At 54.2% G+C, this 24,853-nt stretch carries 22 protein-coding genes and 1 other RNA gene; 16 read left to right on the plus strand and 7 right to left on the minus strand.

Features of this window, described 5'->3' with window-relative positions:
• Nucleotides 1-40: 40 nt before the first annotated feature.
• Nucleotides 41-736 carry a 7-cyano-7-deazaguanine synthase QueC gene (gene queC, locus IP582_RS05315; RefSeq protein ID WP_193795288.1) on the minus strand — a complete coding sequence of 232 codons (696 nt, stop codon included), beginning with the start codon at nt 734-736 and terminating at the stop codon, nt 41-43.
• 67 nt (nt 737-803) lie between these two features.
• The gene (locus IP582_RS05320; RefSeq protein ID WP_193795289.1) at nt 804-2,504 is read right to left on the minus strand and encodes an SgrR family transcriptional regulator; all 1,701 of its coding nucleotides are present in this window, start codon (nt 2,502-2,504) and stop codon (nt 804-806) included.
• Nucleotides 2,505-2,602: 98 nt separating this feature from the next.
• Here IP582_RS05320 and cof point away from each other — a divergent pair, with 98 nt between their 5' ends.
• Entirely contained in the window at nt 2,603-3,421 is an 819-nt protein-coding gene (gene cof / locus IP582_RS05325; RefSeq protein ID WP_193795290.1) for an HMP-PP phosphatase, read from the plus strand.
• Between the two features lie 41 nt (nt 3,422-3,462).
• On the opposite strand, the gene IP582_RS05330 is transcribed toward cof, so the two are convergent.
• Nucleotides 3,463-4,509 carry a PLP-dependent cysteine synthase family protein gene (locus IP582_RS05330; RefSeq protein ID WP_193795291.1) on the minus strand — a complete coding sequence of 349 codons (1,047 nt, stop codon included), beginning with the start codon at nt 4,507-4,509 and terminating at the stop codon, nt 3,463-3,465.
• A 115-nt stretch (nt 4,510-4,624) separates the two neighbouring features.
• Between IP582_RS05330 and IP582_RS05335 the strand changes: the two genes are divergently transcribed.
• From IP582_RS05335 to amtB, 5 genes are all read left to right on the plus strand, one after another.
• On the plus strand, nt 4,625-5,083 hold the full coding sequence (locus IP582_RS05335) for an Lrp/AsnC family transcriptional regulator (RefSeq protein ID WP_193795292.1): 459 nt from the start codon (nt 4,625-4,627) through the stop codon (nt 5,081-5,083).
• Nucleotides 5,084-5,128: 45 nt separating this feature from the next.
• A complete protein-coding gene (locus IP582_RS05340) occupies nt 5,129-6,892 on the plus strand; it encodes a SmdA family multidrug ABC transporter permease/ATP-binding protein (protein WP_193795293.1) in 1,764 nt (587 codons plus the stop codon).
• Complete coding sequence (locus tag IP582_RS05345) at nt 6,885-8,663, plus strand: SmdB family multidrug efflux ABC transporter permease/ATP-binding protein (protein ID WP_193795294.1); 1,779 nt, start codon at nt 6,885-6,887, stop codon at nt 8,661-8,663. Before IP582_RS05340 ends, IP582_RS05345 begins: the two co-directional genes overlap by 8 nt.
• Before the next feature lie 255 nt (nt 8,664-8,918).
• The gene (gene glnK, locus IP582_RS05350; RefSeq protein WP_002891893.1) at nt 8,919-9,257 is read left to right on the plus strand and encodes a P-II family nitrogen regulator; all 339 of its coding nucleotides are present in this window, start codon (nt 8,919-8,921) and stop codon (nt 9,255-9,257) included.
• A 30-nt stretch (nt 9,258-9,287) separates the two neighbouring features.
• Nucleotides 9,288-10,577: an ammonium transporter AmtB gene (gene amtB / locus IP582_RS05355; protein WP_041852487.1), complete on the plus strand. Its 1,290-nt coding sequence runs from the start codon at nt 9,288-9,290 to the stop codon at nt 10,575-10,577.
• Nucleotides 10,578-10,644: 67 nt separating this feature from the next.
• Here the strand turns inward: amtB and tesB are convergent, their stop codons facing one another.
• Nucleotides 10,645-11,514: an acyl-CoA thioesterase II gene (gene tesB, locus IP582_RS05360; RefSeq protein ID WP_041852486.1), complete on the minus strand. Its 870-nt coding sequence runs from the start codon at nt 11,512-11,514 to the stop codon at nt 10,645-10,647.
• 214 nt (nt 11,515-11,728) lie between these two features.
• On the opposite strand from tesB, the gene IP582_RS05365 reads away from it, so the two are divergent.
• On the plus strand, nt 11,729-12,295 hold the full coding sequence (locus IP582_RS05365; protein ID WP_071195825.1) for a YbaY family lipoprotein: 567 nt from the start codon (nt 11,729-11,731) through the stop codon (nt 12,293-12,295).
• A 34-nt stretch (nt 12,296-12,329) separates the two neighbouring features.
• On the opposite strand, the gene IP582_RS05370 is transcribed toward IP582_RS05365, so the two are convergent.
• Complete coding sequence (locus tag IP582_RS05370; protein ID WP_193795295.1) at nt 12,330-12,641, minus strand: MGMT family protein; 312 nt, start codon at nt 12,639-12,641, stop codon at nt 12,330-12,332.
• A 165-nt stretch (nt 12,642-12,806) separates the two neighbouring features.
• On the opposite strand from IP582_RS05370, the gene ffs reads away from it, so the two are divergent.
• The 7 genes from ffs to IP582_RS05405 all read left to right on the plus strand — a co-directional run bounded on the left by ffs (nt 12,807) and on the right by IP582_RS05405 (nt 19,396).
• Nucleotides 12,807-12,903, plus strand: an RNA gene (gene ffs, locus IP582_RS05375) — signal recognition particle sRNA small type.
• Nucleotides 12,904-12,991: 88 nt separating this feature from the next.
• A complete protein-coding gene (locus tag IP582_RS05380) occupies nt 12,992-13,543 on the plus strand; it encodes a GNAT family N-acetyltransferase (protein WP_193795296.1) in 552 nt (183 codons plus the stop codon).
• A 459-nt stretch (nt 13,544-14,002) separates the two neighbouring features.
• A complete protein-coding gene (locus IP582_RS05385; protein WP_041852482.1) occupies nt 14,003-14,254 on the plus strand; it encodes a hypothetical protein in 252 nt (83 codons plus the stop codon).
• The gene (locus IP582_RS05390; protein WP_041852481.1) at nt 14,251-14,469 is read left to right on the plus strand and encodes a hypothetical protein; all 219 of its coding nucleotides are present in this window, start codon (nt 14,251-14,253) and stop codon (nt 14,467-14,469) included. The genes IP582_RS05385 and IP582_RS05390 overlap by 4 nt, the downstream gene beginning before the upstream one ends.
• Nucleotides 14,470-14,717: 248 nt before the next feature.
• Nucleotides 14,718-15,800 carry a LacI family DNA-binding transcriptional regulator gene (locus IP582_RS05395; RefSeq protein WP_193795297.1) on the plus strand — a complete coding sequence of 361 codons (1,083 nt, stop codon included), beginning with the start codon at nt 14,718-14,720 and terminating at the stop codon, nt 15,798-15,800.
• 105 nt (nt 15,801-15,905) lie between these two features.
• A complete protein-coding gene (locus IP582_RS05400) occupies nt 15,906-18,980 on the plus strand; it encodes a beta-galactosidase (RefSeq protein WP_193795298.1) in 3,075 nt (1,024 codons plus the stop codon).
• Nucleotides 18,981-19,042: 62 nt separating this feature from the next.
• On the plus strand, nt 19,043-19,396 hold the full coding sequence (locus tag IP582_RS05405) for a DUF1428 domain-containing protein (protein WP_193795299.1): 354 nt from the start codon (nt 19,043-19,045) through the stop codon (nt 19,394-19,396).
• A gap of 234 nt (nt 19,397-19,630) precedes the next feature.
• On the opposite strand, the gene IP582_RS05410 is transcribed toward IP582_RS05405, so the two are convergent.
• On the minus strand, nt 19,631-21,190 hold the full coding sequence (locus IP582_RS05410; RefSeq protein WP_193795300.1) for an EAL domain-containing protein: 1,560 nt from the start codon (nt 21,188-21,190) through the stop codon (nt 19,631-19,633).
• A 99-nt stretch (nt 21,191-21,289) separates the two neighbouring features.
• Here IP582_RS05410 and IP582_RS05415 point away from each other — a divergent pair, with 99 nt between their 5' ends.
• The gene (locus tag IP582_RS05415) at nt 21,290-22,006 is read left to right on the plus strand and encodes a GntR family transcriptional regulator (RefSeq protein ID WP_193795301.1); all 717 of its coding nucleotides are present in this window, start codon (nt 21,290-21,292) and stop codon (nt 22,004-22,006) included.
• A 1-nt stretch (nt 22,007) separates the two neighbouring features.
• Here IP582_RS05415 and IP582_RS05420 read toward each other — a convergent pair whose 3' ends face one another.
• Nucleotides 22,008-23,207: an enolase C-terminal domain-like protein gene (locus IP582_RS05420; RefSeq protein WP_193795302.1), complete on the minus strand. Its 1,200-nt coding sequence runs from the start codon at nt 23,205-23,207 to the stop codon at nt 22,008-22,010.
• Between the two features lie 277 nt (nt 23,208-23,484).
• Here IP582_RS05420 and IP582_RS05425 point away from each other — a divergent pair, with 277 nt between their 5' ends.
• On the plus strand, nt 23,485-24,852 hold the full coding sequence (locus tag IP582_RS05425; RefSeq protein WP_193795303.1) for a PTS transporter subunit EIIC: 1,368 nt from the start codon (nt 23,485-23,487) through the stop codon (nt 24,850-24,852).
• The last annotated feature ends 1 nt before the right edge of the window (nt 24,853 follow it).

Below are 24,853 nucleotides of genomic sequence, written 5' to 3' on the forward strand. Positions count from 1 at the left end.
ACCGCAGCGCACCCGGGAACCCAGAACCCAGAAGGGTGCGTTACTTCAACCCGGTTTTCTTTTTCATGGCTGCCATCACCCCGGCCTTATCGGCCAGGTAATGGCTCAGGCCATTCGTCCGCAGGTTACAGGCGGCGCACTGTCCGCAGCCATCGCCTTTGATGCCGTTATAGCAGGTCAACGTCTCATTGCGCACCAGTTCCATCTTGCCCCAGTAATCTGCCAGCGCCCAGGTTTCGGCTTTGTCTATCCACATCAATGGCGTTTCAAAGCGAATATCTTTCGCCATGCCCAGAGTAACCGCATGGTTCAGGGCTTTGACAAACTCATCGCGGCAGTCCGGATAACCGGAAAAATCGGTTTCGCAAACGCCGGTGATCACCGCTTCGGCCTGTACCTGATATGCGTAAATGGCCGCCAGGGTCAAAAACAGAATATTGCGCCCGGGTACGAACGTATTCGGGATACCACTGGCATCAGGCTGATAATCCGGTACCGGGATGCTGTCGCGCGTCAGGCTGCTGACGGCCAGTTCATTCAGTAACGTTACGTCCAGCACTTTGTGCGCACGTGCGCCTAACTGTAATGCCAGTTCACGCGCCACATCGATTTCCGCACGATGACGCTGACCATAATCGAAGGTGACACAATGCACTTCATCGTATTGTTGCAACGCCTGAACCAGACAGGTTGTGGAATCCTGCCCGCCACTAAACACGACTACGGCACGTTTCATAATTATTCCCGGTATTCATTCATAAAGGCGATATGGTAGCGCGTGCGGATTGTCCCGACCAGCTTCTTCACCGCGCCGGTGCCGGTAGCCAGGCCTGGGTAAAATCAAACCAGCCACGGGTGTTCAGGCGAATGCCCTCTACGCCTGGCGGCGCGCTAATCCGATACTGATAATTAAACAGCGGTGTCAGTATGGCCTCATCCATCAGGTGGCTGAATACCGCCTGCAACGCCTCGCTACGCGCAGTTTCGTCCGCCACGCTTTGCACGGCATCGAGCGTAGCCTGCAAATGGGAGAATTGCGCACGGCTGAGTACATTGGGCCAGACCGGGTCGCAGCGCAACCACTGTTCCAGCGCATATTCCGGGGCTTCGCCAATCAGCCTGTCGCCCATCAGTAAGTCCGCCTGCGCCAGCGTACTGCACCCATCCCAGGTTTTCGCATCATGAAAAATCAGCGTGACATCGCAGCCCAGTTCGGCCAGATAACGTTTGAACTGTTGCGCCATAGTGTGTAATTCCACCGGCAGATGGTAAAGCAGGGTTAGCGTGGGCGGTAACTCAACGCTCTCTTTCGGTGGCCACTGCGGAATCGTCCAGCCAGGGAGAAGTTCTTTACTGGGGGTAATGAGGTTTTCATCCAGCGGCAGTGTCTCCAGCAGCGACGTCTGATGGATGATTTGCACAAGGCGTCGTGACTGTGCCGGGGTGAGATTCGCGCCAATACGCTGTGTCAGATAACAAAACCCAAGACTGACACTGTTACTCACTTGCTGCAAATGCACGAGTTCATCAGGCTCGCCAATCGCAATCTGCACCGGGTGGCGACAACTGGTCCCGAGATTCTGCTCAAAAAGCTGCGGTGTAATCCAGAACTCCACCGCTTTCAATAATGGATGAGTGAGGTGGTACTGCTCATGACTTTCCAGTCTGACCAGTTCCTTACTGAATGAGGCCAGACGGAACGGCCCGGTACCGATTAGTGGCATTTGCGGATGCGCCAGCGTGGTGGCATAGCTGGCAAGCCGGTGCGCCAGCCAGAAATCCGGATGGTGCAACGTAAATGTCAGACAGTGGGAATGGGTAGCCTCCACGCTTTTGACGCTGGCGAACAGCGTCCGTAAGGCGGGCAGTTCAAGGAGTAGCATGAAACGTGTTTGTAACTGGCGAACATTCACGACATCGCCGTTATGCCAGTGCAACGTCGTGCGGATATGAAACCGCCAGGTCAGCTTATCCTCGCTAATATCCCAGTGATGCGCTAAATCCCCCTGCGGTAAAAAGCTATCGTCAACGAAACGCGTCAGGCCAGAGAAGATTTGCCCGGCAAGATGCTGTTCCGCCCGGCCAGGTAAAAAACCCTGCCGTAGCGGCTCCAGAGGGCGGTAGTAAGGAATGCGTAACGTCGGGGTATCGTTTTGCCAGAGCCCGCCAAGGAAGGGGTTCAGTAAAATGCGCAAATCTTCCGGCGCGAGCTGCGCCAGCGCCAGCGCGTTTTGCTGCTGGCCCTCATTCAGCGCCTGCTCCATCATCTCCTGACGCAGGGATTCCGGCGTCCGCAAAAACTGCAACGCTGCACGCTTACCCCGCCCGGAGCGGGAATCCCAGTTCAGCCAGCCGGCTTCCTGCATCTGACGTAACAGCGTACGCATATGGCGGTCGCTGCAAAAACAGCGTGCGGCAAGTTCTGCCACGCTGACCTGTTGCGTTTCTCCTGATGAGACCTGCCAGAGACGCTGGTATTGATTGAGTCTGTTAAGGAGTCGCATAAACCCGGAACAATTCTCTGTATCTGCTCACTATTACTTCCGTATATATCAGGCAATACTTCTGCGCAATACACGGCGATCACATCTGGAGATGAAATATGGCCCGGCTGGCTGCTTTTGATATGGACGGTACTTTGTTGATGCCCGATCACCGCCTTGGTGAGCAAACTGTAGCAACGCTACGCCGTCTGCGTGAACGCGACATTACCCTCACTTTTGCGACCGGCAGGCATGCGCTGGAGATGCGCAAGCTCATCGACATCCTCGCGCTGGACGCTTTTTTGATAACCGGTAACGGCACGCGCGTCCACTCTCTGGAGGGGGAACTTTTACATCGCCAGGACCTTGATCCCGAAGTGGCTGAACTTGTACTGCACAGCAAATGGGATACGCAGGCCAGCATCCATGCGTTTAACGATAACGGCTGGATGACGGATAAACCTGTCCCGGAGGCGTTGGACGAGCATATCTACAGTGGATTCACTTACCAGTTGGTGGATCTCAAGCGACTGCCTGCCCATGACGTGACCAAAATCTGTTTTGTAGGTGAACATGACGACCTGTGCCGTCTGCGGATCCAGATGAATGAAGTGTTAGGCGGACGCGCCAATTTATGCTTTTCCGCCTCTTACTGTCTGGAGGTATTACCGCTCGGCTGCAACAAAGGTTCGGCATTGACCATGCTCAGCTCGCTGCTGGGCGTGCCGATGCAGGATTGCATGGCGTTCGGCGACGCCATGAATGACAGAGAGATGCTGGCAAGCGTAGGGCGCGGCATGATCATGGGAAATGCCATGCCACAATTGCGCGCCGCGCTTCCACACTTACCGGTTATCGGACACTGCCGCGATCAGGCCGTGTCGCACTTCTTAACGCATTGGCTGGATACACCTAATCTTCCTTATTCCCCCGAATGATGAGATCTTTTCCAGCGGCCAGGTGTGAATACCTGGCTTTTTTATTTTATCAGCGAGTTAATTTCTTCCCGCCACGGGCGAATATCGCCGATATTGGCTTCAACCCACTGCGGGTTGTAGTAGGTATCAAGATAACGTTCGCCGCTGTCGCACAACAGGGTCACGATAGAGCCACTCCGCCCCTCGTCGCGCATACGCGCCGCCAGATGTAAGGCTCCCCACATATTGGTGCCGGTCGATGCGCCAACCCGACGCCCCAATTGTGTCTCCAGCCATTGCGCCGTTGCCACACTGGCGGCATCCGGCACTCGCAACATCTCGTCCACCACGTCAGGAATAAATGACGGTTCGACGCGTGGTCGGCCAATGCCTTCAATTTTGCTACCCACCGAGGAACGCAGCCTGGCGTCACGGGTTTGCCAGAAATCGAGAAACACCGAGTTTTCCGGATCCACGACCATCAGTTCGGTGCTGTAGCCCTGACAGCGAATGTAACGCCCGATAGTGGCCGATGTGCCGCCCGTACCTGCGCTCATGACGATATAGTCCGGCACCGGATGCGGCTCGTTTTTCATCTGGCGAAAAATGCTATCCGCAATGTTGTTATTACCGCGCCAGTCGGTGGCACGTTCGGCATAGGTAAACTGATCCATATAATGGCCGTTCAGTTCACGCGCCAGGGTTTCTGAGGCCGCGTAAATCTCGCAGGCGCTCTCCACGAAGTGACAGCGACCACCGTAAAATTCAATCTGCTCGACTTTTCGTTTTGCCGTGCAATAAGGCATAACGGCAATAAACGGTAATCCCAGCAGACGGGCAAAATATGCTTCTGATACCGCCGTTGAACCGGATGACGCTTCAATGATGGTGGTGCCTTCTTTAATCCAGCCATTACACAGGCCATAGAGAAAGAGTGAACGCGCCAGACGATGTTTGAGGCTTCCGGTTGGATGCGTACTTTCATCTTTCAGATAGAGCCTGATGCCGGGGAAAGCTGGCAGCGCGAGACGGATCAGGTGCGTGTCCGCAGATCGCTGATAATCGGCATTGATTTCGTTAATGGCATGCTTAACCCAGTCACTGTTCATACATCGTTTCCATTTATCATTTTGTGCCCAGATTAGCGGAAAACGCAGGAAAAATTGTTGCCATTTAAACTTTGAAATAGACTGTTAAGAGAAAAATTTTCTCCGGGAAGGCGTAATGCTAGATAAAATAGATCGTAAGTTGCTTTCTTTGCTCCAGCAGGACTGCACGCTCTCTTTGCAGGCGTTGGCGGATGCCGTTAATCTGACCAGCACGCCATGCTGGAAACGACTAAAGCGGCTTGAGGAGGAGGGTATCCTGCTCGGACGGGTAGCCGTGCTGGATGCGGAGAAACTTGGCCTGAGCCTGACCGCATTTGTGCTGATCAAAACTCAGCATCACAGCAGCGAGTGGTACTGTCGCTTCACCGCCGTGGTCTCGGAAATGCCGGAAGTGCTTGGATTCTGGCGTATGGCGGGGGAGTATGATTACCTGTTACGCGTTCAGGTTGCGGACATGAAACGTTATGACGACTTCTACAAAAAACTGGTCAATAGTGTACCTGGCTTGTCCGATGTGACATCCAGTTTTGCGATGGAACAGATAAAATACACCACGGCTTTGCCCATTGAATAACCCTCCCGGCGGTAGCCGGAAAACTCACGTTCAGGATGTAACCGCGTGCGATTATTTGCTCAGTTAAGCTGGTACTTTCGCCGGGAGTGGCGACGCTATCTCGGTGCTGTAGGCCTGCTTATCATTATTGCGATTCTACAACTCGTCCCGCCTAAGGTGGTGGGGATCATTGTCGATGGCGTTACCCGCCAGCACTTTACCGCATCGCAGATCATGATGTGGGTAGGGACACTGGTGTTGATTGCTATCGTCATCTACCTGCTGCGCTATGTCTGGCGCGTCTGGCTGTTTGGCGCGTCCTATCAGCTCGCCGTCGAGCTACGCGAAGATTTTTACCGCCAGCTCAGCCGCCAGCATCCGGAATTTTATCTGCGCCACCGTACGGGCGACCTAATGGCGCGCGCTACGAATGACGTTGACCGGGTGGTGTTCGCCGCCGGGGAAGGCGTGCTCACGCTGGTGGATTCACTGGTGATGGGCTGCGTGGTGCTGGTGGTGATGTCCACGCAGATTAGCTGGCAACTGACGCTGTTGTCGCTGTTGCCAATGCCGATTATGGCCATTTTTATTAAACGTTACGGCGACCAGTTGCACCAGCGCTTCAAGCTGGCGCAGGCGGCGTTCTCCTCGCTTAACGATCGTACTCAGGAGAGCATGACCAGCATTCGCATGATCAAGGCGTTTGGTCTGGAAGACAGGCAGTCGGCGCTGTTTGCCGCGGAGGCCGCCGATACCGGGGCGAAAAACATGCGTGTCGCCCGCGTCGATGCCCGTTTTGATCCGACCATTTATATTGCTATCGGCATGGCAAACCTGCTGGCGATTGGCGGCGGGAGCTGGATGGTGATTCAGGGCTCGCTCACGCTGGGGCAACTCACCAGCTTCACCATGTATCTTGGCTTAATGATTTGGCCGATGCTGGCGCTGGCCTGGATGTTTAACATCGTTGAGCGCGGCAGCGCCGCCTATAGCCGTATTCGCGACATGCTGGCGGAAGCGCCGGTGGTGACCGACGGTACCGAATCGGTTCCGGAAGGGCGCGGTAGCCTGCAGATTGCGATTCGCGAATTTACGTATCCGCAAACGGTGCAGCCGATTTTGAATAATGTGAATGTCTCCCTGTTACCTGGCCAGATGTTAGGGATTTGCGGGCCAACCGGGGCGGGTAAATCCACCTTGCTCTCTCTGATTCAGCGCCATTTCGATGTTGAGCAGGGGGACATTCGTTTTCATGGGGTGCCGCTGACGCAACTAAAACTGGATGACTGGCGCAGCCGCCTGGCGGTGGTGAATCAGACGCCGTTCCTGTTCTCTGACACTGTCGCCAATAATATCGCGCTGGGTAAACCGGGGGCGACGCAAGACGAGATTGAACATGTGGCGCGGCTTGCCAGCGTGCATGAGGATATCCTGCGCCTGCCGCAGGGCTATGATACCGAAGTCGGTGAGCGCGGCGTGATGCTCTCCGGCGGGCAAAAGCAGCGTATCTCAATTGCCCGCGCGCTGCTGCTTAACGCAGAGATTCTGCTATTGGACGATGCGCTCTCTGCCGTAGATGGCCGCACCGAGCACCAGATTCTACATAACCTGCGTCAGTGGGGAGAAGGGCGTACGGTGATTATCAGCGCCCACCGCCTGTCGGCGCTGACGGAAGCCAGTGAGATTTTAGTGATGCAGCATGGACATATCGGGCAGCGCGGGCAACATGAACAGCTTGCGCGCCAGCCCGGCTGGTATCGTGATATGTATCGCTATCAACAACTGGAAGCGGCGCTGGATGACACGCCAGAGGAGGCGGTTGATGCGTAAGTTAGTGCAACAGTGGCCTACCCTGAAACGTTTGCTGGTCTACGGTTCTCCCTGGCGCAAACCGCTGACCAAAGCCGTCGTGATGCTGTGGGTTGCGGCGGCGGCGGAAGTATCCGGTCCGGCGCTGATCAGCTATTTTATCGATAATATGGTGGCGAAAAGTTACCTGCCCGTTGGGTTGGTGGCGGGGATGGTCGTTGTCTATGTCGGCTTGCAGGTGCTGGCGGCCGGGCTGCATTATGCCCAGGCGCTACTGTTTAACCAGGCCGCCGTCGGCGTGGTACAGCGGTTGCGTACTGATGTGATGGATGCTGCTCTGCGACAGCCGCTGAGCGCGTTCGACACCCAGCCGGTCGGGCAGATCATTTCGCGCGTGACCAACGATACTGAAGTGATCCGCGATCTCTATGTGACGGTGGTGGCGACAGTATTGCGCAGTGCGGCGCTGATTGGCGCGATGCTGGTGGCGATGTTCAGCCTCGACTGGCGTATGGCGCTTGTCGCTATCTGCATCTTCCCGGCGGTTATCATCGTGATGTTGATTTATCAGCGTTACAGCACGCCAATTGTGCGCCGTATGAGGGCTTACCTGGCGGATATCAACGATGGCTTTAACGAAGTCATCAATGGGATGAGCGTGATCCAGCAGTTTCGCCAGCAGGCGCGTTTTGGTGAGCGCATGGGTTCAGCAAGCCGCTCCCATTACCTGGCGCGAATGCAGACGTTACGTCTCGATGGCTTCCTGCTGCGCCCTTTACTGAGCCTCTTTTCCGCGCTGGTGCTGTGCGGCCTGTTAATGCTGTTTGGCTTTAGCTCGGCTGGCACGATGGAGGTTGGGGTGCTGTATGCCTTTATCAGTTATCTTGGTCGCCTGAATGAACCGTTGATTGAGCTGACGACCCAGCAGTCGATGCTCCAGCAGGCGGTAGTGGCCGGGGAGCGTGTCTTTGAGCTGATGGACTGTCCACGCCAGACCTATGGCTACGACGATGAGCCGCTAAAAAGCGGATCTATTGATATCAACGATGTCTCGTTTGCCTATCGTGATGACCGTCTGGTGCTGCAGGACATTAGCCTGAATGTACCTGCCCGCAGTTTTGTGGCCCTGGTGGGGCACACCGGTAGCGGTAAAAGTACGCTGGCAAGCCTGCTCATGGGCTACTACCCGCTGACCAAAGGAGAAATCCGCCTGGATGGTCGACCACTCTCCGCGCTGAGCCATAGCACATTGCGTAAAGGGATAGCGATGGTGCAACAAGACCCGGTGGTGATGGCGGATACCTTCTTTGCCAACGTCACGCTGGGGCGTGATATTTCCGAAGAGCAGGTCTGGCATGCGCTGGAGGTGGTGCAATTGGCCGGGCTGGCGCGCGAAATGCCGGAGGGGATTTATACCCGCCTTGGCGAGCAGGGGAATAATCTCTCCGTCGGGCAGAAGCAACTGCTGGCGCTGGCGCGTGTACTGGTTGATACGCCGCAAATCCTGATTCTGGACGAAGCAACGGCGAATATCGATTCAGGCACCGAAAAAGCCATTCAGCAGGCGCTGGCGGCGGTCCGGCAGCACACGACGCTGGTCGTGATTGCACACCGGTTGTCGACGATTGTCGAGGCGGAAACCATTCTTGTCCTTAATCGCGGCCAGGCCGTTGAACGTGGCACGCATCAGCAACTGCTTGAGGCAAAAGGGCGCTACTGGCAGATGTATCAACTACAACTGGCAGGGGAGGAGCTTGCCGCCAGTGTTCGAGAAGAATCGCTAATCGCCTGATGCACCAAAATTAAGCATGCTACTAACAGGATCCGCTGTTGGTGCAAAAAAGTAACGCACCACGCACTGTCGTGGTGCGTTTTTCTTTTCCAGGAACAATCTGAACCATTCCCATTTTCATCGCTGCGCTATGACATCCTTCTTAGACGGCTTAACAGCCTGAAATTTTCCCATTTTTCATTTTTGGCACACCGCTTGCAATATCTCATGCGTATTAGCTGCGGCCATTATCGATTTTCGACTGGAGGGGGATCTATGAAGCTGGTTACCGTGGTAATTAAGCCATTCAAACTGGAAGACGTTCGTGAAGCGCTGTCTTCAATTGGTATTCAAGGGTTAACCGTAACCGAAGTGAAAGGTTTCGGACGTCAGAAAGGACACGCTGAGTTGTACCGTGGTGCGGAGTACAGCGTTAACTTCCTGCCAAAAGTGAAGATTGATGTGGCGATTGCTGACGATCAGCTCGATGAAGTTATTGATGTCATTAGCAAAGCGGCCTACACCGGAAAAATTGGCGACGGCAAAATTTTCGTTGCCGAGCTGCAACGCGTCATTCGTATTCGTACCGGCGAAGCCGACGAAGCGGCACTGTAATACCTGGCACACAGTGAGGGGATGGGTAAAATGAAGAAAGCACTATTAAAAGCGGGTCTGGCCTCGCTGGCATTACTGCCGTGTCTGGCTATGGCAGCCGATCCGGTTGTCGTCGATAAAGCCGACAATGCCTTTATGATGATTTGCACCGCGCTGGTGCTGTTTATGTCAATTCCGGGCATCGCCCTGTTCTATGGTGGTTTAATCCGCGGTAAAAACGTCCTTTCTATGCTGACGCAGGTAGCGGTTACGTTCGCACTGGTGTGCGTACTGTGGGTGGTTTACGGCTACTCTCTGGCCTTTGGCACTGGCGGCAGCTTCTTCGGTAGCTTCGACTGGGTGATGCTGAAAAATATTGAGCTGAAAGCGCTGATGGGCACCATCTATCAGTACATTCACGTGGCGTTCCAGGGCTCGTTTGCTTGTATCACCGTCGGCCTGATTGTCGGTGCGCTGGCAGAACGTATCCGTTTCTCCGCAGTACTGATTTTCGTCGTGGTATGGCTGACGCTGTCCTACGTGCCGATCGCACACATGGTCTGGGGTGGCGGTCTGCTGGCAACCCATGGCGCCATGGATTTTGCGGGCGGTACAGTCGTTCACATCAACGCAGCCGTTGCAGGCCTGGTGGGTGCTTACCTGATTGGCAAACGCGTCGGTTTCGGTAAAGAAGCGTTTAAACCGCACAACCTGCCGATGGTGTTTACCGGTACGGCAATCCTTTATTTTGGCTGGTTCGGCTTCAACGCCGGTTCTGCGAGTGCGGCGAACGAAATTGCGGGTCTGGCTTTCGTTAACACCGTCGTGGCAACAGCGGGTGCGATCCTCTCCTGGGTCTTCGGTGAGTGGGCGCTGCGCGGCAAACCGTCTCTGTTGGGTGCCTGTTCTGGTGCGATTGCTGGCCTCGTGGGTATCACCCCGGCGTGTGGTTACGTTGGTGTAGGTGGCGCGCTGATCGTGGGCATCGTTGCAGGTCTGGCGGGGCTGTGGGGCGTTACCGCGCTGAAACGCTGGCTGCGTGTTGACGACCCGTGTGATGTCTTCGGTGTTCACGGCGTGTGCGGTATCGTAGGTTGTATCATGACAGGTATCTTCGCAGCCACTTCACTGGGCGGCGTGGGTTATGCCGAAGGCGTGACCATGGGCCATCAGGTTCTGGTACAGCTGGAAAGTATCGCCATTACTATCGTATGGTCTGGTATCGTCGCCTTTATCGGTTACAAACTGGCTGATATGACAGTGGGTCTGCGTGTTCCGGAAGATCAGGAACGCGAAGGGCTGGACGTCAACAGCCACGGCGAGAACGCCTACAACGCCTGATCGAACTGAGTTATCTCCTGAGCAACATAAGCCTCCCCATTGGGAGGCTTTTGTTATTGTACTGCGGTCAGACCGCCGCATCGCGGTTACGCATCACCCCTTCCTGGACGGTAGAGGCGACCAGGACGCCATCCCGGTTGTAAAACTCGCCGCGGACAAAACCGCGTGCGCTTGATGCCGAGGTACTTTCCACACTGTAAAGCAGCCAGTCGTTTAAATCGAAAGGGCGATGGAACCACATGGAGTGGTCGATGGTTGCCACCTGCATGCCTTTTTCGAGAAAACCTACGCCATGTGGCTGGAGCGCAACCAGCAGGAAGTGAAAGTCCGACGCGTAGCCGAGCAGATATTGCTGGACGCGTAAATCCTGCGGCAACGTGCCATTGGCGCGCATCCAGACCTGACGGGTTGGCTCGGCGACGTGTCCTTTTAACGGGTTGTGAAATTCCACGGGGCGGATTTCAATCGGTTTGTCGCCGAGAAATTTCTCTTTTACCAGCGGCGGTAAAAACGCAGAAAGCTCGCGGGCAATTTCCGTTTCGGATTTCAACGACTCCGGTGCTGGCGCATAAGGCATCGCCTTTTGATGCTCATAGCCCGGTTCCGGTGCCTGGAATGACGCCGTCATATAAAAAATCGGTTTCCCGTTTTGAATGGCCGCCACGCGACGAGCGCTAAAACTATTACCGTCACGTAACACTTCGACGTCATAAATAATGGGTTTCTGGCTATCGCCCGGACGCAGAAAATAGCTGTGAAACGAGTGCACCAGCCTGTCTGCCGGTACGGTTTCTTTCGCCGCGTATAGCGCTTGCCCAACCACCTGACCACCGAACACCTGGCGCAGACCTAAGTCTTCGCTCTGCCCTCGAAACAGACCTTCCTCTATTTTTTCCAGATTCAACAATGACAGCAGATTTGTAAGCGCCTGACTCATAGGTGTCCTCAATAAAAATAAAACCGACGCAACGGATTCCTTGATCAGTATAACCTGGAAATAAAAGTGGTCCGATGGGTGCAATAATCTGAATAGATGGGGGTTTGCAGGCAAAAATCAGTGACATGTGCCACACTTGAACACGTTACGATGGTCCAACCACACATTCTGGCAGAAAACATTCTTGCTGGTGCATAGAAGATAAGGAGAACTCATGAAACTCGTGCACATGTTAAGTGGTTTAGCAGTCGCTGTAGCGCTGACTGCCTGCGCAAAAAAAGCCGCAGACATTCCAACGCCTGCACCAAACCCGCAGGCACCTGCGGCGAGTACGGCGGCGATAACCCAACCTAACGTTTCTGGTACGGTATGGATCCGCCAGAAAGTGGCGTTACCGCCGAATGCGGTCCTGACCGTCACTGTCTCTGACGCCTCCATGGCCGATGCGCCGTCTAAAGTGATTGCCCAAAAAGCGGTTCGCACCGAAGGTAAACAGGCACCGTTTAGCTTTGTCTTGCCGTTTAACCCGGCAGACATCCAGCCTAACGCGCGTCTGCTGCTGAGTGCGGCTATTACCATTGATGACAAAATGGTCTTCGTAACCGACACGGTTAAACCGATCATTAACCAGGGCGGTACAAAAGCTGACCTGACACTGGTTCCGGTCCAGCAGACCGCTATTCCGTTGCAGTCAGGCGGTGGCGCGACAACTACCGTGCCTTCAACATCCCCAACCCAGGTAAGCCCTTCTACGGCAACGCCTGCACCGACACAGATGTAATGTGCGTACCTCCTCTCCTGCGGGAGAGGAGGTTTCAGTAAATCCAGCGATAGCGTTGCATATCAATCTGTCCACTGCCGGATACCGCTACACCCTCTTCCAATAATGCCTGTCGCTGACGCTGTAAATCCGGTCCGCTTAATGAAATTGAGCCGTGGCGATTAACCACCCGATGCCAGGGTAAAGTACTGCCCTCCGGTAAACGCTTTAGCACGCCACCGACCTGTCTGGCTGCACGTGGCGACCCCGCCAGCCTGGCGACATCACCATAGGTTGTGACATAGCCCTCTGGAATCGAGGCGACGATTTGCCATACCCGCTGTGGAAAAGAATCGTGATTATCCATACTGCCTTCCTGACTGACGAAAGGTCAGCATAAACAGCCTGGTCGTGACTGTGAAGGGGAGATTGCGCAAGAAATCGGCATCCGTCAGGGTGCGGCTTGCAATTGCGGCATGGGACATGGATAATGCGCCAGCGCGTTGGTTAACAACGCTCTCAATGGGGGCTCTGTTGGTTCTCCCGCAACGCTACTTTGTTTACCAGGTCAGGTCCGGAAGGAAGCAGCCAAGGCAAAGGACGTGTGTGCCGGGATGTAGCTGGCAGGGCCCCCACCCATTTCTGGTACCTTCTTTTAGCTTGCCCTTTGTGCGCTTTCTGTTTTATGGTCAATTTACCGCCGTTTATGCAGAAAGAATGCCTGTGACCACACCGCAACTCACCACCGAACGATTACTCCTTCAGCCGCTGGTTTCCGCCGATGCGGAACAAATTCAACGTGTTTTCCCTCGTTGGGAGATTGTGCGTTACCTGATTGGTACGATCCCCTGGCCTTATCCGGACGATGGCGCTGCCCAGTATGTTAATCATGTCGCTTTGCCAGCGGCAGACGCGGGAAAAGGCTGGTACTGGACGATTCGGCGTAAAGCCGAGCCAATGCAACTTATTGGCGTTATATGTCTGATGGACCTGCCCGATAACAATCGCGGATTCTGGCTGGCGCCAGAGTGGCAGGGGCAGGGTCTGATGTCAGAAGCCAGTGATGCGGTGACGCGCTACTGGTTTGAGGAATTAGATAAAGAGGTGCTACGTGCGCCAAAGGCGGCGGTGAACACACGGTCAGTTAATTTTTCGCAGCGTAGCGGTATGCGTCTGGTCCGTCGCGAAAAAGCACACTATGTGGCGGGTGAACTGGATTCCGAACTTTGGGAAATCACCCGCGAGGCGTGGCGGGATTTACAACGCTAACTCAGCGGTTGTCTCCGGTAACGGTGCTGCGCGATTTTTGAATTTCCATGGTGTTGCCTGCGGAGTAAATCAACGCCGTTTTAGTAGGGTAGAGATCCATATCCTGCATCTCTTTTTGCTAAGTGATAATTAGCGGTTAAGGTTCTTCTTAGTCGCATTAGCGCGTTATGCTAGTGCTGGCGAAGGGCAAGTAAAGCAATTTGCTGACTCGTTACACCAATACCGCCTCGAAAAAAACATGCCACTGTCACCCCTTTCCGTCGCTGCCGTTATCCATTGCCAACCATTAATAATGCATTGTCATATATTTGAAATATTACTTTCACTTAAATGTCATAAAACAAGGTTAAAATATTTGTGGATATTTTTAATTTGTCATAAGCTTTTAATATAACTCTGGATCAGTATGTTAACTTCGTGTATTAATACTTTGCTAACTTCACACGGGAAGGGATAATCATGACCAGTGCGGTATTGAACGTCAAAATTGATCAGACGTTAAAAGAAAAGCTCCGTCATTACGCAGAAGAAAATAATGAGAACCTCAGTACGGCGACTGAAAAACTGCTGCTGTTGGCGTTTCAGTCAGTTGAACAGGGCGGAGTATCGGAAGAGGATATCGATAACCAACACCTTGAAGAAGAAAGTACTGCTCCATTAAATCCAAAAGAGATCAAGGCATTACGTAAACTTCTGAAGAAGAAAAAATGAACCAACAACTGCTCTCAACGGCCAGCAATTATTGCGAGGCCTGTGACCTGTTACGATCAGGTTTTGTTAAACATGTCCGTCTGAACTGGAATATTGGTAGCGATGAGTTCTTTCGCATCGCTACCGACTGGTGTGATGCTGGCGCAAAAATAAAAAAAGAAGGCGATAGTTTCGTTATTTCTATTAAAGGGTTTCCTATTCCGCGTCAGCAGTAATTGTATTGTCATGAAACTGTCATTTAAATTGCACTCAGTTTTGTGATGATGATACAAAATATAATTCAGTTGTAACCATCTCATCATCACGGACGATGTTTACGACGGGCCAGCCTGGCTCGTCGACATTTCTTATCCCCGCTTTGTTTGCCTCACGCGTATAGCTTTGCTGGCATTTCTTACACCTGCATAACAGTTGCTGACGTAATCGGGTACACTGACGCGAAATCCGTCGCCAGATGAGTGCCATGAAAACCATTACGCTCTATGATGTCGCCCGCCTTGCCGGGGTCTCTTACCAAACCGTTTCGCGCGTTATCAATCAGGGCGAACATGTGTCTGCCCGGACGCGGGAGAAAGTGCTGGCGGCGATGGCGGAATTGCACTACATCCCCAATCGCGGGGCGCAGCAACTGGCGGGGAAACGGACCAAAACGCTGGGGCTACTGACTTCCGACCTGGCCCTGCATGCTCCCTCTCAAATTGCCTCGGCGGTGAAATCCCGCGCCACACAATCCGGCGTGAATGTGATCATTTCCATGCCGGAAGTGCAGGACACCCGGGGATGTACTGCTGCGTTGCAGGATCTACTGGCCCAACGGGTCGATGGATTGCTGGTTAACGTTCCGCTGGATGATGAACAGGCAGAGGCCTTATCGGCACTGGCAGGCCTGGTGCCGGTCCTCTTCCTTGATGTCAGTGAAACGGCGGCCGTCAACAGCCTGATTTTTGATGCAGACCAGGGGGCACGGCTTGGCGCTGCGCACTTGCTGGAGCAGGGGCATCAGCGTATTGCGTTGCTGGGGGGGCCGCAATCATCGGTCTCTGCAAGGGCAAGAATGTCAGGATGGCTGGCGGCACTGGCGGAGTCGGGGCTATCGCCCTGTGGCTGTGAATACGGCGACTGGAGCGCGGCATCCGGCTACGAAAAAGGGCATCTGCTTCTGGCGGCAGATACGCCGCCGCAGGCTATCCTGGTCGCCAACGATCAGATGGCCCTCGGTGTGATACGTGTCTGCGCGGAGCGGGGCTTAACCGTACCGGGCCAGATTTCAGTGGTCGGTTATGATGATACCGCCGACAGCGCCTGGTACTCACCGCCGCTCACGACCATCCGCCAGGCGTTCAAAATCGCGGGCGAGCGTAGCGTGGAATGGCTCCTTGCACGCCTCTCCGGGGACGATACTGGAATTGGCCAGACGCGGCTGCCGGTAACGCTGGTGGAGCGCGCCTCGACCTCACCGGTAACATCGATTAACGTCAGTGGCGAAACGCTGGCCAGACGACTGAATGAGCTGGCACAACTCGCTGCGCAGCTCGATCGGCGTTAACGCTTTTGTGATCCTTTTCGCTTTGCTGCTCGTAAACCCTTTACGTTAGCGCTGATTCGGTGCATTGTGCATAAAATTGTGAGCGCTTCGCAAAATGAGGTCAATATGTCTGTTTCCGCGTTAAGTTCGTTATTCGCTCGTCGGGACTGGGAAAACCCGGTCATCACGCACTGGCACCGTTTACCGGCGCACGCGCCAATGTCAAGCTGGCGGGATGTGGGCGAAGCGCTTCGTGATGAAGTGCCGTCAACCCGTCGTTTACTTAACGGCGACTGGCAGTTTAATTTCTTTTCATCACCCGAATCTGTACCGGAAAGCTGGATCACGGCCGATCTCACCGATGCGGTGCGGATGCCGGTGCCGTCGAACTGGCAGATGCAGGGCTTTGATACCCCCATTTACACCAACGTGACCTATCCCATCGCGGTGAATCCACCGTTTGTACCACAGGACAATCCGACCGGTTGTTACTCGCTCACATTTGATGTCGAAGAACAGTGGCTGGCGAACGGGCAAACGCATGTTGTTTTTGATGGGGTCAACTCCGCGTTTTATCTCTGGTGTAATGGCCAGTGGGTCGGCTATTCCCAGGATAGCCGCCTGCCTGCGGAATTTGATCTCAGCAACGTGCTGGTGGCCGGGGAAAACCGTCTGGCGGTTATGGTGCTGCGCTGGTGCGATGGCAGTTACCTTGAAGACCAGGATATGTGGCGCATGAGCGGCATTTTCCGTGATGTCTCCCTGCAACATAAACCCCATACCCGCATTGCCAATTATCACTACACCATCCAACTGAATGCGGAATTTACCCACGCGCAATTGCAAACGGAGATAACGCTCGCCGGGGAGTTTGCGGGCTGCCAGGTGGTCGTCGCCTTGTGGCGAGGGGATGAGAAAATCGCTGAGGCCAGCCAGAGACCGGGTAGCGCAGTGGTGGATGAGCGCGGAGCCTGGGCCGAGCGCATAAGCGTGACGATGCCCGTTGAGCGACCACTACTGTGGAGCGCGGAAACGCCTGAGTTGTATCGTTTGACGATGGCGCTGTATGACGGTGAAAACCATCTGCTGGAAGTGGAAGCGTGCGATGTGGGCTTCCGCCATGTTGAGATCAGCGAAGGGTTGCTGAAACTGAACGGGCAGCCGCTGCTGATCCGTGGCGTCAACCGCCATGAACACCATCCGGAAAACGGTCAGGCGATCGATGAAGCCACGATGCGCCGCGATATCGAACTGATGAAGCAGCACAATTTCAATGCCGTACGCTGTTCACATTACCCCAACCACCCGCTGTGGTATCGCCTGTGCGATCAGTACGGGCTCTATGTGGTAGATGAAGCAAACATTGAAACGCACGGCATGGTACCGATGAGCCGTCTGGCGGATGATCCGCAATGGCTACCGGCGATGAGCGAGCGTGTTACCCGCATGGTGCAGCGCGATCGTAACCATCCGTCGATCATTATCTGGTCGCTGGGAAATGAATCCGGTCATGGCGCGTCGCATGACGCGCTCTATCGTTGGGTGAAAACCACCGATCCAACACGTCCGGTACAGTACGAAGGCGGTGGTGCCAATACTGCGGCAACAGATATCGTCTGCCCGATGTATGCCCGCGTCGATCAGGATCAACCGTTCCCGGCGGTGCCGAAATGGTCGATAAAAAAATGGGTCGGAATGCCGGATGAAACCCGTCCGCTGATCCTTTGTGAATATGCGCATGCCATGGGCAACAGCTTTGGCGGGTTTGCCAAATACTGGCAGGCTTTCCGTGCTTATCCCCGCCTGCAGGGCGGGTTTGTCTGGGACTGGGTTGACCAGGCGCTGACCAGACTCGATGAAAACGGTGAGCCATTCTGGGCCTATGGCGGTGATTTCGGCGATACGCCGAACGACCGACAGTTCTGCATGAACGGGCTGGTCTTCCCGGACAGAACCCCGCACCCGGCGCTCTATGAAGCGCAACGCGCCCAGCAGTTTTTCCAGTTCCAACGGGTCAGTACCTCACCGCTGGCAATCGAGGTAACGAGCGAGTATTTATTCCGTTCGACGGATAACGAAGTTCTGCGATGGTCTGTTACCCGTGATGGCGAGGTGCTGGCGCAAGGGGAGGTGGTGCTGTCGATTGCCCCGCAGGAAACCCAGCGTATTGAACTTAACTGCCCGCCTTTGGCCGCGCAACCGGGGGACGTCTGGCTGAATGTGGATATCTATCAGCGTGATGCGACAAGCTGGTCACCCGCGCAGCACCGCTGCGCCTGGGATCAGTGGCAACTGCCGACAGCGCTCGCATTACCAAGAGAAAAAGCCGCACAACCGCGGCCCGCGTTACAGACTGACACTGCACATTTCGTGATTGAGCAGGGCGGGCATCGCTGGCAGTTCAGCCGGACGAGCGGCCATCTGACGCAGTGGTGGCGTGATGGTCAACCGACGCTCCTTGCGCCAGTACTTGATAACTTTACCCGCGCTCCGCTGGACAACGATATCGGCGTCAGCGAGGCCACGCGTATCGATCCCAATGCGTGGGTGGAGCGCTGGAAAGCGGCAGGAATGTATGACCTGACGCCAGTATTGTTGCAGTGCGAGGCGCTGGAAAATGCCACCGATGTGGTCATCGCCACGCGCCATGCCTGGCAGTACAACGGGCAGACGCTGTTTATCAGTGAAAAAACCTGGCGAGTGGCTGGCGATGGCGTTCTGCATGGCGATGTTCAGGTGCAACGCAATCTGGAAGTGCCGCCGCCTGCGCGTATCGGCTTGCAGTGTCAGCTTGCTGAGGTTGCAGAGCAGGTCAGTTGGCGGGGACTTGGGCCGCATGAAAACTACCCGGATCGCAAGCTGGCCGCGCGGCAGGGACGTTGGAGATTACCGCTCGCGCAATTGCATACGGACTATATTTTCCCGACCGAAAATGGCCTGCGTTGCGACACGCGCGAGGTGAATTATGGTGCGCATCGTCTGAACGGGCAGTTCCACTTTTCCCTGAGTCGCTACAGCCAGCAGCAATTAAGGGAAACCTCTCACCGCCATTTGCTGCGCGAAGAGGCCGGATGCTGGCTGCAACTGGATGCCTTTCACATGGGGCTCGGTGGCGACGACTCCTGGAGTCCGAGTGTGTCCCCGGAATTTATCCTCAGCGACGATGTCGTGCGCTACACCTTCTGCTGGTCTCAGGGCTAAACTTAGTCAGCCAGACGCAGCGGGAATCGTCCCGCTGCGCGGTTCACTTCGGAGGCTCACTCATGAAGTATGTCGATGGGTTCGTGGTGGCGGTTCCGGCAGATAAGAAAGACGCTTATTTGCAACTCGCGGCCAGGGCCGCCCCGCTGTTTAAAGCGTTTGGCGCAACGCGGATTGTGGAGTGTTGGGCCGACGACGTTCCGGCTGGAAATTTCACCGACTTTCGTCGGGCGGTAAAAGCAGAAGATCATGAAGAGGTGGTTTTTAGCTGGATTGAATATCCCTCTAAAGAGGTGCGTGATGCCGCCAATCAAAAAATGATGGCCGATCCCCGCATGCGTGAGCTGGGAGACCAAACGCCTTTCGATAGCAAACGTATGATTTATGGCGGCTTTGTCCCATTGCTGGACGAATGATCCTCAGGACACTTCTCTAACCGTCCCCTCTGGCGTAATGCAGGGCTTGTGGTATATCGGCTGAAGGCGTCTGAGACCCTGTACTTTGCCAGCCCAGTGTCATGATGCTCTTTCCGCGCTGCGGATGCGCACCACCGGACTGTATTTCAGCCAGTGGCGCACATCATGCAGCGGTAAGAATGGCTTTTCATTGCGCTATCTCCACGAGTAAACCCGTTTTAACAGGTAACAAACTCAGGAGATACTCCGATTGCTTTCTGCCCAGCACAGAAACGCGTCTTTCGGCAGCGCTTTGCTGTATAGCCAGCCCTGGCCATACTGCACGCCATGTTCGCTAAGCCATTTGAGCTGGCCTTCGGTCTCGATACCTTCGGCCACCATCGCCAGCTTTAGCGCTTTGGCCATTTCGATGATATGGGTGGTCATGTTTTTGTATTCCAGCGCATCCACAAAGGATTTGTCGATTTTGATAATGTCAACATCCAGATTTTGCAGATAACTGAGGCTGGAGTAACCCGTACCAAAATCGTCTATATAGATGGCGTGTCCGGCCGCACGTAATGCTGTGATAGTGGGCATGCAGGTTGTGGGATCGGCAAAACCATGTTCGGTCACTTCCAGCGCGATTTGTGACGGCGAAATTTGCCAGTCATTAACCCGTTGCTGTAACTGTGCCGGAAGCGTCAGGGTTAAGAGATCGGAGGGCTCAAGGTTAATGGAGACATGCAGATCCGGATTCTTCTGTAGCCAGGGCCCCATGTCCTCAAACACTTTTTCGATAATCACTTTTGTCAGTTGTGGCATCAGCCCCGTTTGTTCCGCCAGCGGAATAAAGGTGTCCGGCGCGAGGTAACTGCCATCCGACTGTCGCCAGCGGGCCAGCGCTTCCGCACCGACAATCTTCCCGTCTGCCAGCGTCACAATTGGCTGGTAGAACATCTCAATTTCCCGTGCGCGAATGGCGTCCTGCATACGGTGTTGCGGTGATTGCAGGCGACGCAGCATGCGCAATAAAAAGAAGGCCAGCACCAGGCTCAGCAGCAGGCCAACAGGCACCCAAATTACCAATAACCGATGCCAGCTCTCTTTAAGCGGCGTCAGCGATGCCCAGGTGATGATGGTCACCCCCAGTTCGGGCACCTGTAACGTATTCCACGCTTCGCCGCCGATAAGCCTTTGGGTGGGGGTATTGAGGTCAATCTGCTTTAGCATCTCTGGATCCAGCGTGCGGTTGCTGGCTATCACCCGTCCGCTGTTCGTCCCGACCAGCGCAGTATTGATAGGCCACGGGCCATATGAAAGCACATCAATAAAGGAGAGTGGATCGGTAATAACAATGTAGCGACGAGTGCCAAGGCCGACCATTGCACGTGTCAGTCCCAAATCGTTATGGCTGGTCAGCCAGGCACGAAAACCATCTTTAGTTACCCTTTGCGGCGCAGGAAAGGGAGCGCTGCTGCTGTTTCTCTCCAGTGAAGAACAAAGCGGGATTGTGCCTTCGAGGTAGATGACCTCCTGGACATAACGAAATGTATAAGAGATACGTCGCATGGCCAGCAGATGATCCTGACTACACGAAATACCATCGTAAGTTTCCAGTTGACGCAAGGCCGTTTTCCCCTGGCTAACCACGCGGTCAGCACGCATTTTTACCAATGCGGAGAAAGTATTGAGTTCGTTCATAAACGACTCTTCAGCCTGGCGATGCGCCAGCCAGACGCTTAAAGCCACCGGCAAGAGAACGGCGAACAGCAGTACGCCTGTTATAAGGCTAACTAATCGTCGGTTTGTCATGACCAAAAATCCCTGTTTGATACTGAGAAACAAGCGTATTTAAGACCAGCAAGTGTTATAACACGCGTCAACGAGTGATTTCTTTCAGGAATTGCAGGGATGAAGAAAAAAGAATTTGTGACGCAGGATCTCTTAAGTAAAATTTATCAAAATAACGACGCCGGCCCACGCAAACTTCCCCCTGAAAGGCAGCTAGCCGAAGAGTATGGCGTCTCACGTTTTACCATCCGCCAGGCGGTCGAAAAGCTGGCAAGTATTGGCGTCGTGCGGATCGTACAAGGTTCCGGGATCTGGATTAACGAGCAGGCGCGTAATAACCCACTGGTCTACAACTCCATCACTGAAAAGCGTTTCGATCAGATCCGTTTTCGGCTGATTAGTTTGCATAAGAAACGTCCCGATCGCGATGAGCAGCAGATCTTTGGGCTGACGGATGAGAGCTTTATCTGGCAATTTTGTCGACTGCGCTTTGTGGATGAAGAGGCCGTACAAATTGAAATCTCCCGTATGCCTGCTGCTGATTTTGCCGATCTGAATCAACAGATCATTGAGAGCTCACTGCAACAGTATGTTTTAGGCAAGGGGTATCAAATCTCCCATATGCTGACGACCTACCGTGCGGTTAATGTGAGTCGTGAACAGGCGGCGCTGCTGGGTTGCAAGAAAGGCAGCCCGGCGATGCATATCAGTAATCGCGGGATCCTGGACGGCGGCAGGGTGTATGAAATTAGCGATATTATCGACATCAACTACACCTGCACCTATGTGATCCCGCATAACCGGGCGAACCTTGCCTTCCGTAAAGGCGACACCTGATTTAGGGTGTGTGGATTGCGCCATCCGGCAGGCGACTTTGCGTCCATTCATGCGGGCGGTACACCACCGGGTAACGCAGACCTTCCTCTTCATTAAAGGTCACGCCAATACCCGGCGTTTGCGGGGCATAGACAAAACCGTCTTTCACCACCGGAGCGCCGGGGAAGACATTGTCGGTTTGTACGGAGCGTGGAATGTACTCCTGTATGGCCGCGTTATGCAGATGAATATTGAGGTGCGTATTCACCGCAACGCCAATGGGTGACATATCGCCCGGACCATGCCAGGCGAGGCGTACGCCAAAGGCCTGACACAGTATGGCCAGTTTTAACGCCGGGGTGATGCCGCCGATTTGCGAAATATGGCAGCGAATAAAGTCTATGCGCCGGTTCACTATTACATCGTGCCACTCGGCCGGATTATTAAAGAGCTCCCCCATCGCCAGCGGCACGCAGCTATGCTGGCGTACCTGTTCAAGCCAGGCGCTCTGCTGCGGCGGTAAAATATCTTCAATGAAATAGGGCTGATACGGCTCAAGCTGCTTTGCCAGTTGTATCGCCTGCTGGGGGAAAAGACGTTCGTGCACATCATGCAGAATATGCAGGCTAAAACCGTATTTTTCCCGCAGCGCCCTGAACATGGCGACGGTGTTGTCCATGTATTCTTGCTGATCGAACCAGGCGCCGGGCGTTGGGTTTTCCGGCGTATGTAACTGCGCTGGCGTGCCGCCGTAGAAACCCAACTGGCAGCGAATATGGCGATAACCCTGTTCGCGCAGGCGGTCTACGCTGGCAAAGAGTTCCTCCAGTGTTTCACCGCTGGCATGGCTGTAAGCGGCGATGGCATCCCGGGATTGCCCGCCAAGCAGTTGATAAAGCGGCATACTGGCTAGCTGGCCTTTGATATCCCATAGCGCCATATCGACGCCGGAAATCGCGTTATTCATCACCGGACCGTTTCGCCAGTATGCATTGACGTTCATCATTTGCCAGAGGTCTTCAATGTGGTTGGCGTCACGGCCGATCAGAAGAGGCTTTAGATACTCATCGACCATGGTTTTGACCGCCAGCGGACGTTGCTGAAAGGTGGCGCAGCCGTGGCCTGTGATGCCTTTATCGGTCATTACCCGCACGGTAATCAGATTATGTCTGTCGGGGCGAGTGATAAAACATTCGATATTATTAATTACGGTTGGCGTCACTGGGAAACTCCTTTACAACGACGTGATAGGCCGGAATAGGTATTATCATCCCCTTAATTTTGCGTTGAGGTAAACCGTTTTTTATATAAATTTTTTGGTCAGTTATTCCTTTTGATTTTAATTAAAAACCATACCAATTATGGCTTTTATGTCTTTTTAATTGTTATGCAGTGGTAATTTGTGATGCTCATCAAATTTTATTGGTTTGTTTAGTTTTCTCTCTTTCTCTACCCTTGGATACAGATATTAAAACGACAATATTCCTGCAGGAGCATTTATGGGGACGCAAGAAGCCATCAACAATATTATCCGTCTGGTCGGTGGGCAGGATAATATCAACAATGTCTGGCACTGCATGACACGCTTACGCTTTGATCTGGTTGATGATAATAAAGTTGATCAAGGCGCCATCAAGGCATTGCCGGGGGTTCTGGGCGCACAACTGCAAAGCGACCAGTTCCAGATTGTTATCGGGCCGAAGGTTAATAGCTGGTATGAGCAAATGCTGACGGTCCTGGGAAAAGCCCCGCAAGGCGAGACGCATATCAAAGGGCGTAAAAGCCTGGTCTCGATGTTTATGGATACGGTATCCGGTGTTTTTGGCCCTATCGTGCCTGCGATTGCCGGTGCCGGGATGATTAAAGGTCTGCTGGCCGGGCTGATAGCCCTGAAAGTGGTGTCGGCGAAAAGCGACACCGTGGTGGTGATTGATTTGATCGCCAGCGGTGTCTTTTATTTCCTGCCGTTTTTCCTGGCGGTCTCGGCGGCAAAAATTTTCAAGACCAATGAATACCTGGCAGCGGCAGTCGCAGCCTGTCTGATGTATCCGTCGCTGATCGATGCCGCAAAAGCCCTGGCGGCGCATCAGGAAGGGGCGGTGAGTGCCTTCTGGCTGCTCAACGCGCTACCGGTTTCAGTGTTTAACTACGCCTCAAGCGTCATTCCGGTCATTTTCTCTATTCTGGCGCTTAGCTATATCCATCGCTGGGTGGACAGGATAATGCCGGACGTACTAAAAACGGTTTTTACTCCTACGCTGACTTTGTTCCTGGGGGCGCTGGCGGCGCTGGTGATTATCGGGCCGATTGGGATCTGGTTGGGGAAAGCGCTGGCTTTCTTTATTCAGGGACTTTTTGGTATTTCAGCCAGTTTTGCCGGGCTGGTTGTGGGGGCCATTCGCCCGGTAGCCATTCTCACCGGCATGCATCACGCCATGACGCCCATCGCCCTGCAAAACTTTAGTGAGCATGGCTATGACATGCTGATGCCAATGATGTTTATGGCGAATATGGCGATTGCTGGTTCGACGTTCTCCATCTGGCGGATAAGTAAAAACCGTCAGGAGAGAACGGTGACTTTGTCAGCGGCGATCTCCGCGTTGTTGGGGATTACGGAACCCGCGCTCTTTGGTGTCCTGACGCGTTACAAAAAAGCGTTTATTGCCGCCACGGTGGCCAGTTCCCTGGCCTCTGCGTTTATCGCCTTCTTTGGCGTGCGGTTGTATGGTTATATTTTATCGAGCATTTTTAGCCTGCCGGCGTATATCGGCCCGTACTTCGTCTTTGCGCTCTCCGGGGTGGCGATGGCGCTGGTGCTCTCCTTCCTGCTGACCACCGTGCTGGTTGGCAAAGACGCGGTGGAATAAC

The sequence above is a fragment of the Citrobacter sp. BDA59-3 genome (assembly GCF_015167655.1).
GTDB lineage: Bacteria > Pseudomonadota > Gammaproteobacteria > Enterobacterales > Enterobacteriaceae > Phytobacter > Phytobacter diazotrophicus.

Coding starts and splice junctions, on each gene's coding strand:
- queC (WP_193795288.1), bottom strand. CDS start 736: ATGAAACGTGCCGTAGTCGTGTTTAGTGGCGGGCAGGATTCCACAACC.
- IP582_RS05320 (WP_193795289.1), bottom strand. CDS start 2,504: ATGCGACTCCTTAACAGACTCAATCAATACCAGCGTCTCTGGCAGGTC.
- cof (WP_193795290.1), top strand. CDS start 2,603: ATGGCCCGGCTGGCTGCTTTTGATATGGACGGTACTTTGTTGATGCCC.
- IP582_RS05330 (WP_193795291.1), bottom strand. CDS start 4,509: ATGAACAGTGACTGGGTTAAGCATGCCATTAACGAAATCAATGCCGAT.
- IP582_RS05335 (WP_193795292.1), top strand. CDS start 4,625: ATGCTAGATAAAATAGATCGTAAGTTGCTTTCTTTGCTCCAGCAGGAC.
- IP582_RS05345 (WP_193795294.1), top strand. CDS start 6,885: ATGCGTAAGTTAGTGCAACAGTGGCCTACCCTGAAACGTTTGCTGGTC.
- glnK (WP_002891893.1), top strand. CDS start 8,919: ATGAAGCTGGTTACCGTGGTAATTAAGCCATTCAAACTGGAAGACGTT.
- amtB (WP_041852487.1), top strand. CDS start 9,288: ATGAAGAAAGCACTATTAAAAGCGGGTCTGGCCTCGCTGGCATTACTG.
- tesB (WP_041852486.1), bottom strand. CDS start 11,514: ATGAGTCAGGCGCTTACAAATCTGCTGTCATTGTTGAATCTGGAAAAA.
- IP582_RS05365 (WP_071195825.1), top strand. CDS start 11,729: ATGAAACTCGTGCACATGTTAAGTGGTTTAGCAGTCGCTGTAGCGCTG.
- IP582_RS05370 (WP_193795295.1), bottom strand. CDS start 12,641: ATGGATAATCACGATTCTTTTCCACAGCGGGTATGGCAAATCGTCGCC.
- IP582_RS05380 (WP_193795296.1), top strand. CDS start 12,992: ATGCCTGTGACCACACCGCAACTCACCACCGAACGATTACTCCTTCAG.
- IP582_RS05385 (WP_041852482.1), top strand. CDS start 14,003: ATGACCAGTGCGGTATTGAACGTCAAAATTGATCAGACGTTAAAAGAA.
- IP582_RS05390 (WP_041852481.1), top strand. CDS start 14,251: ATGAACCAACAACTGCTCTCAACGGCCAGCAATTATTGCGAGGCCTGT.
- IP582_RS05395 (WP_193795297.1), top strand. CDS start 14,718: ATGAAAACCATTACGCTCTATGATGTCGCCCGCCTTGCCGGGGTCTCT.
- IP582_RS05400 (WP_193795298.1), top strand. CDS start 15,906: ATGTCTGTTTCCGCGTTAAGTTCGTTATTCGCTCGTCGGGACTGGGAA.
- IP582_RS05405 (WP_193795299.1), top strand. CDS start 19,043: ATGAAGTATGTCGATGGGTTCGTGGTGGCGGTTCCGGCAGATAAGAAA.
- IP582_RS05410 (WP_193795300.1), bottom strand. CDS start 21,190: ATGACAAACCGACGATTAGTTAGCCTTATAACAGGCGTACTGCTGTTC.
- IP582_RS05415 (WP_193795301.1), top strand. CDS start 21,290: ATGAAGAAAAAAGAATTTGTGACGCAGGATCTCTTAAGTAAAATTTAT.
- IP582_RS05425 (WP_193795303.1), top strand. CDS start 23,485: ATGGGGACGCAAGAAGCCATCAACAATATTATCCGTCTGGTCGGTGGG.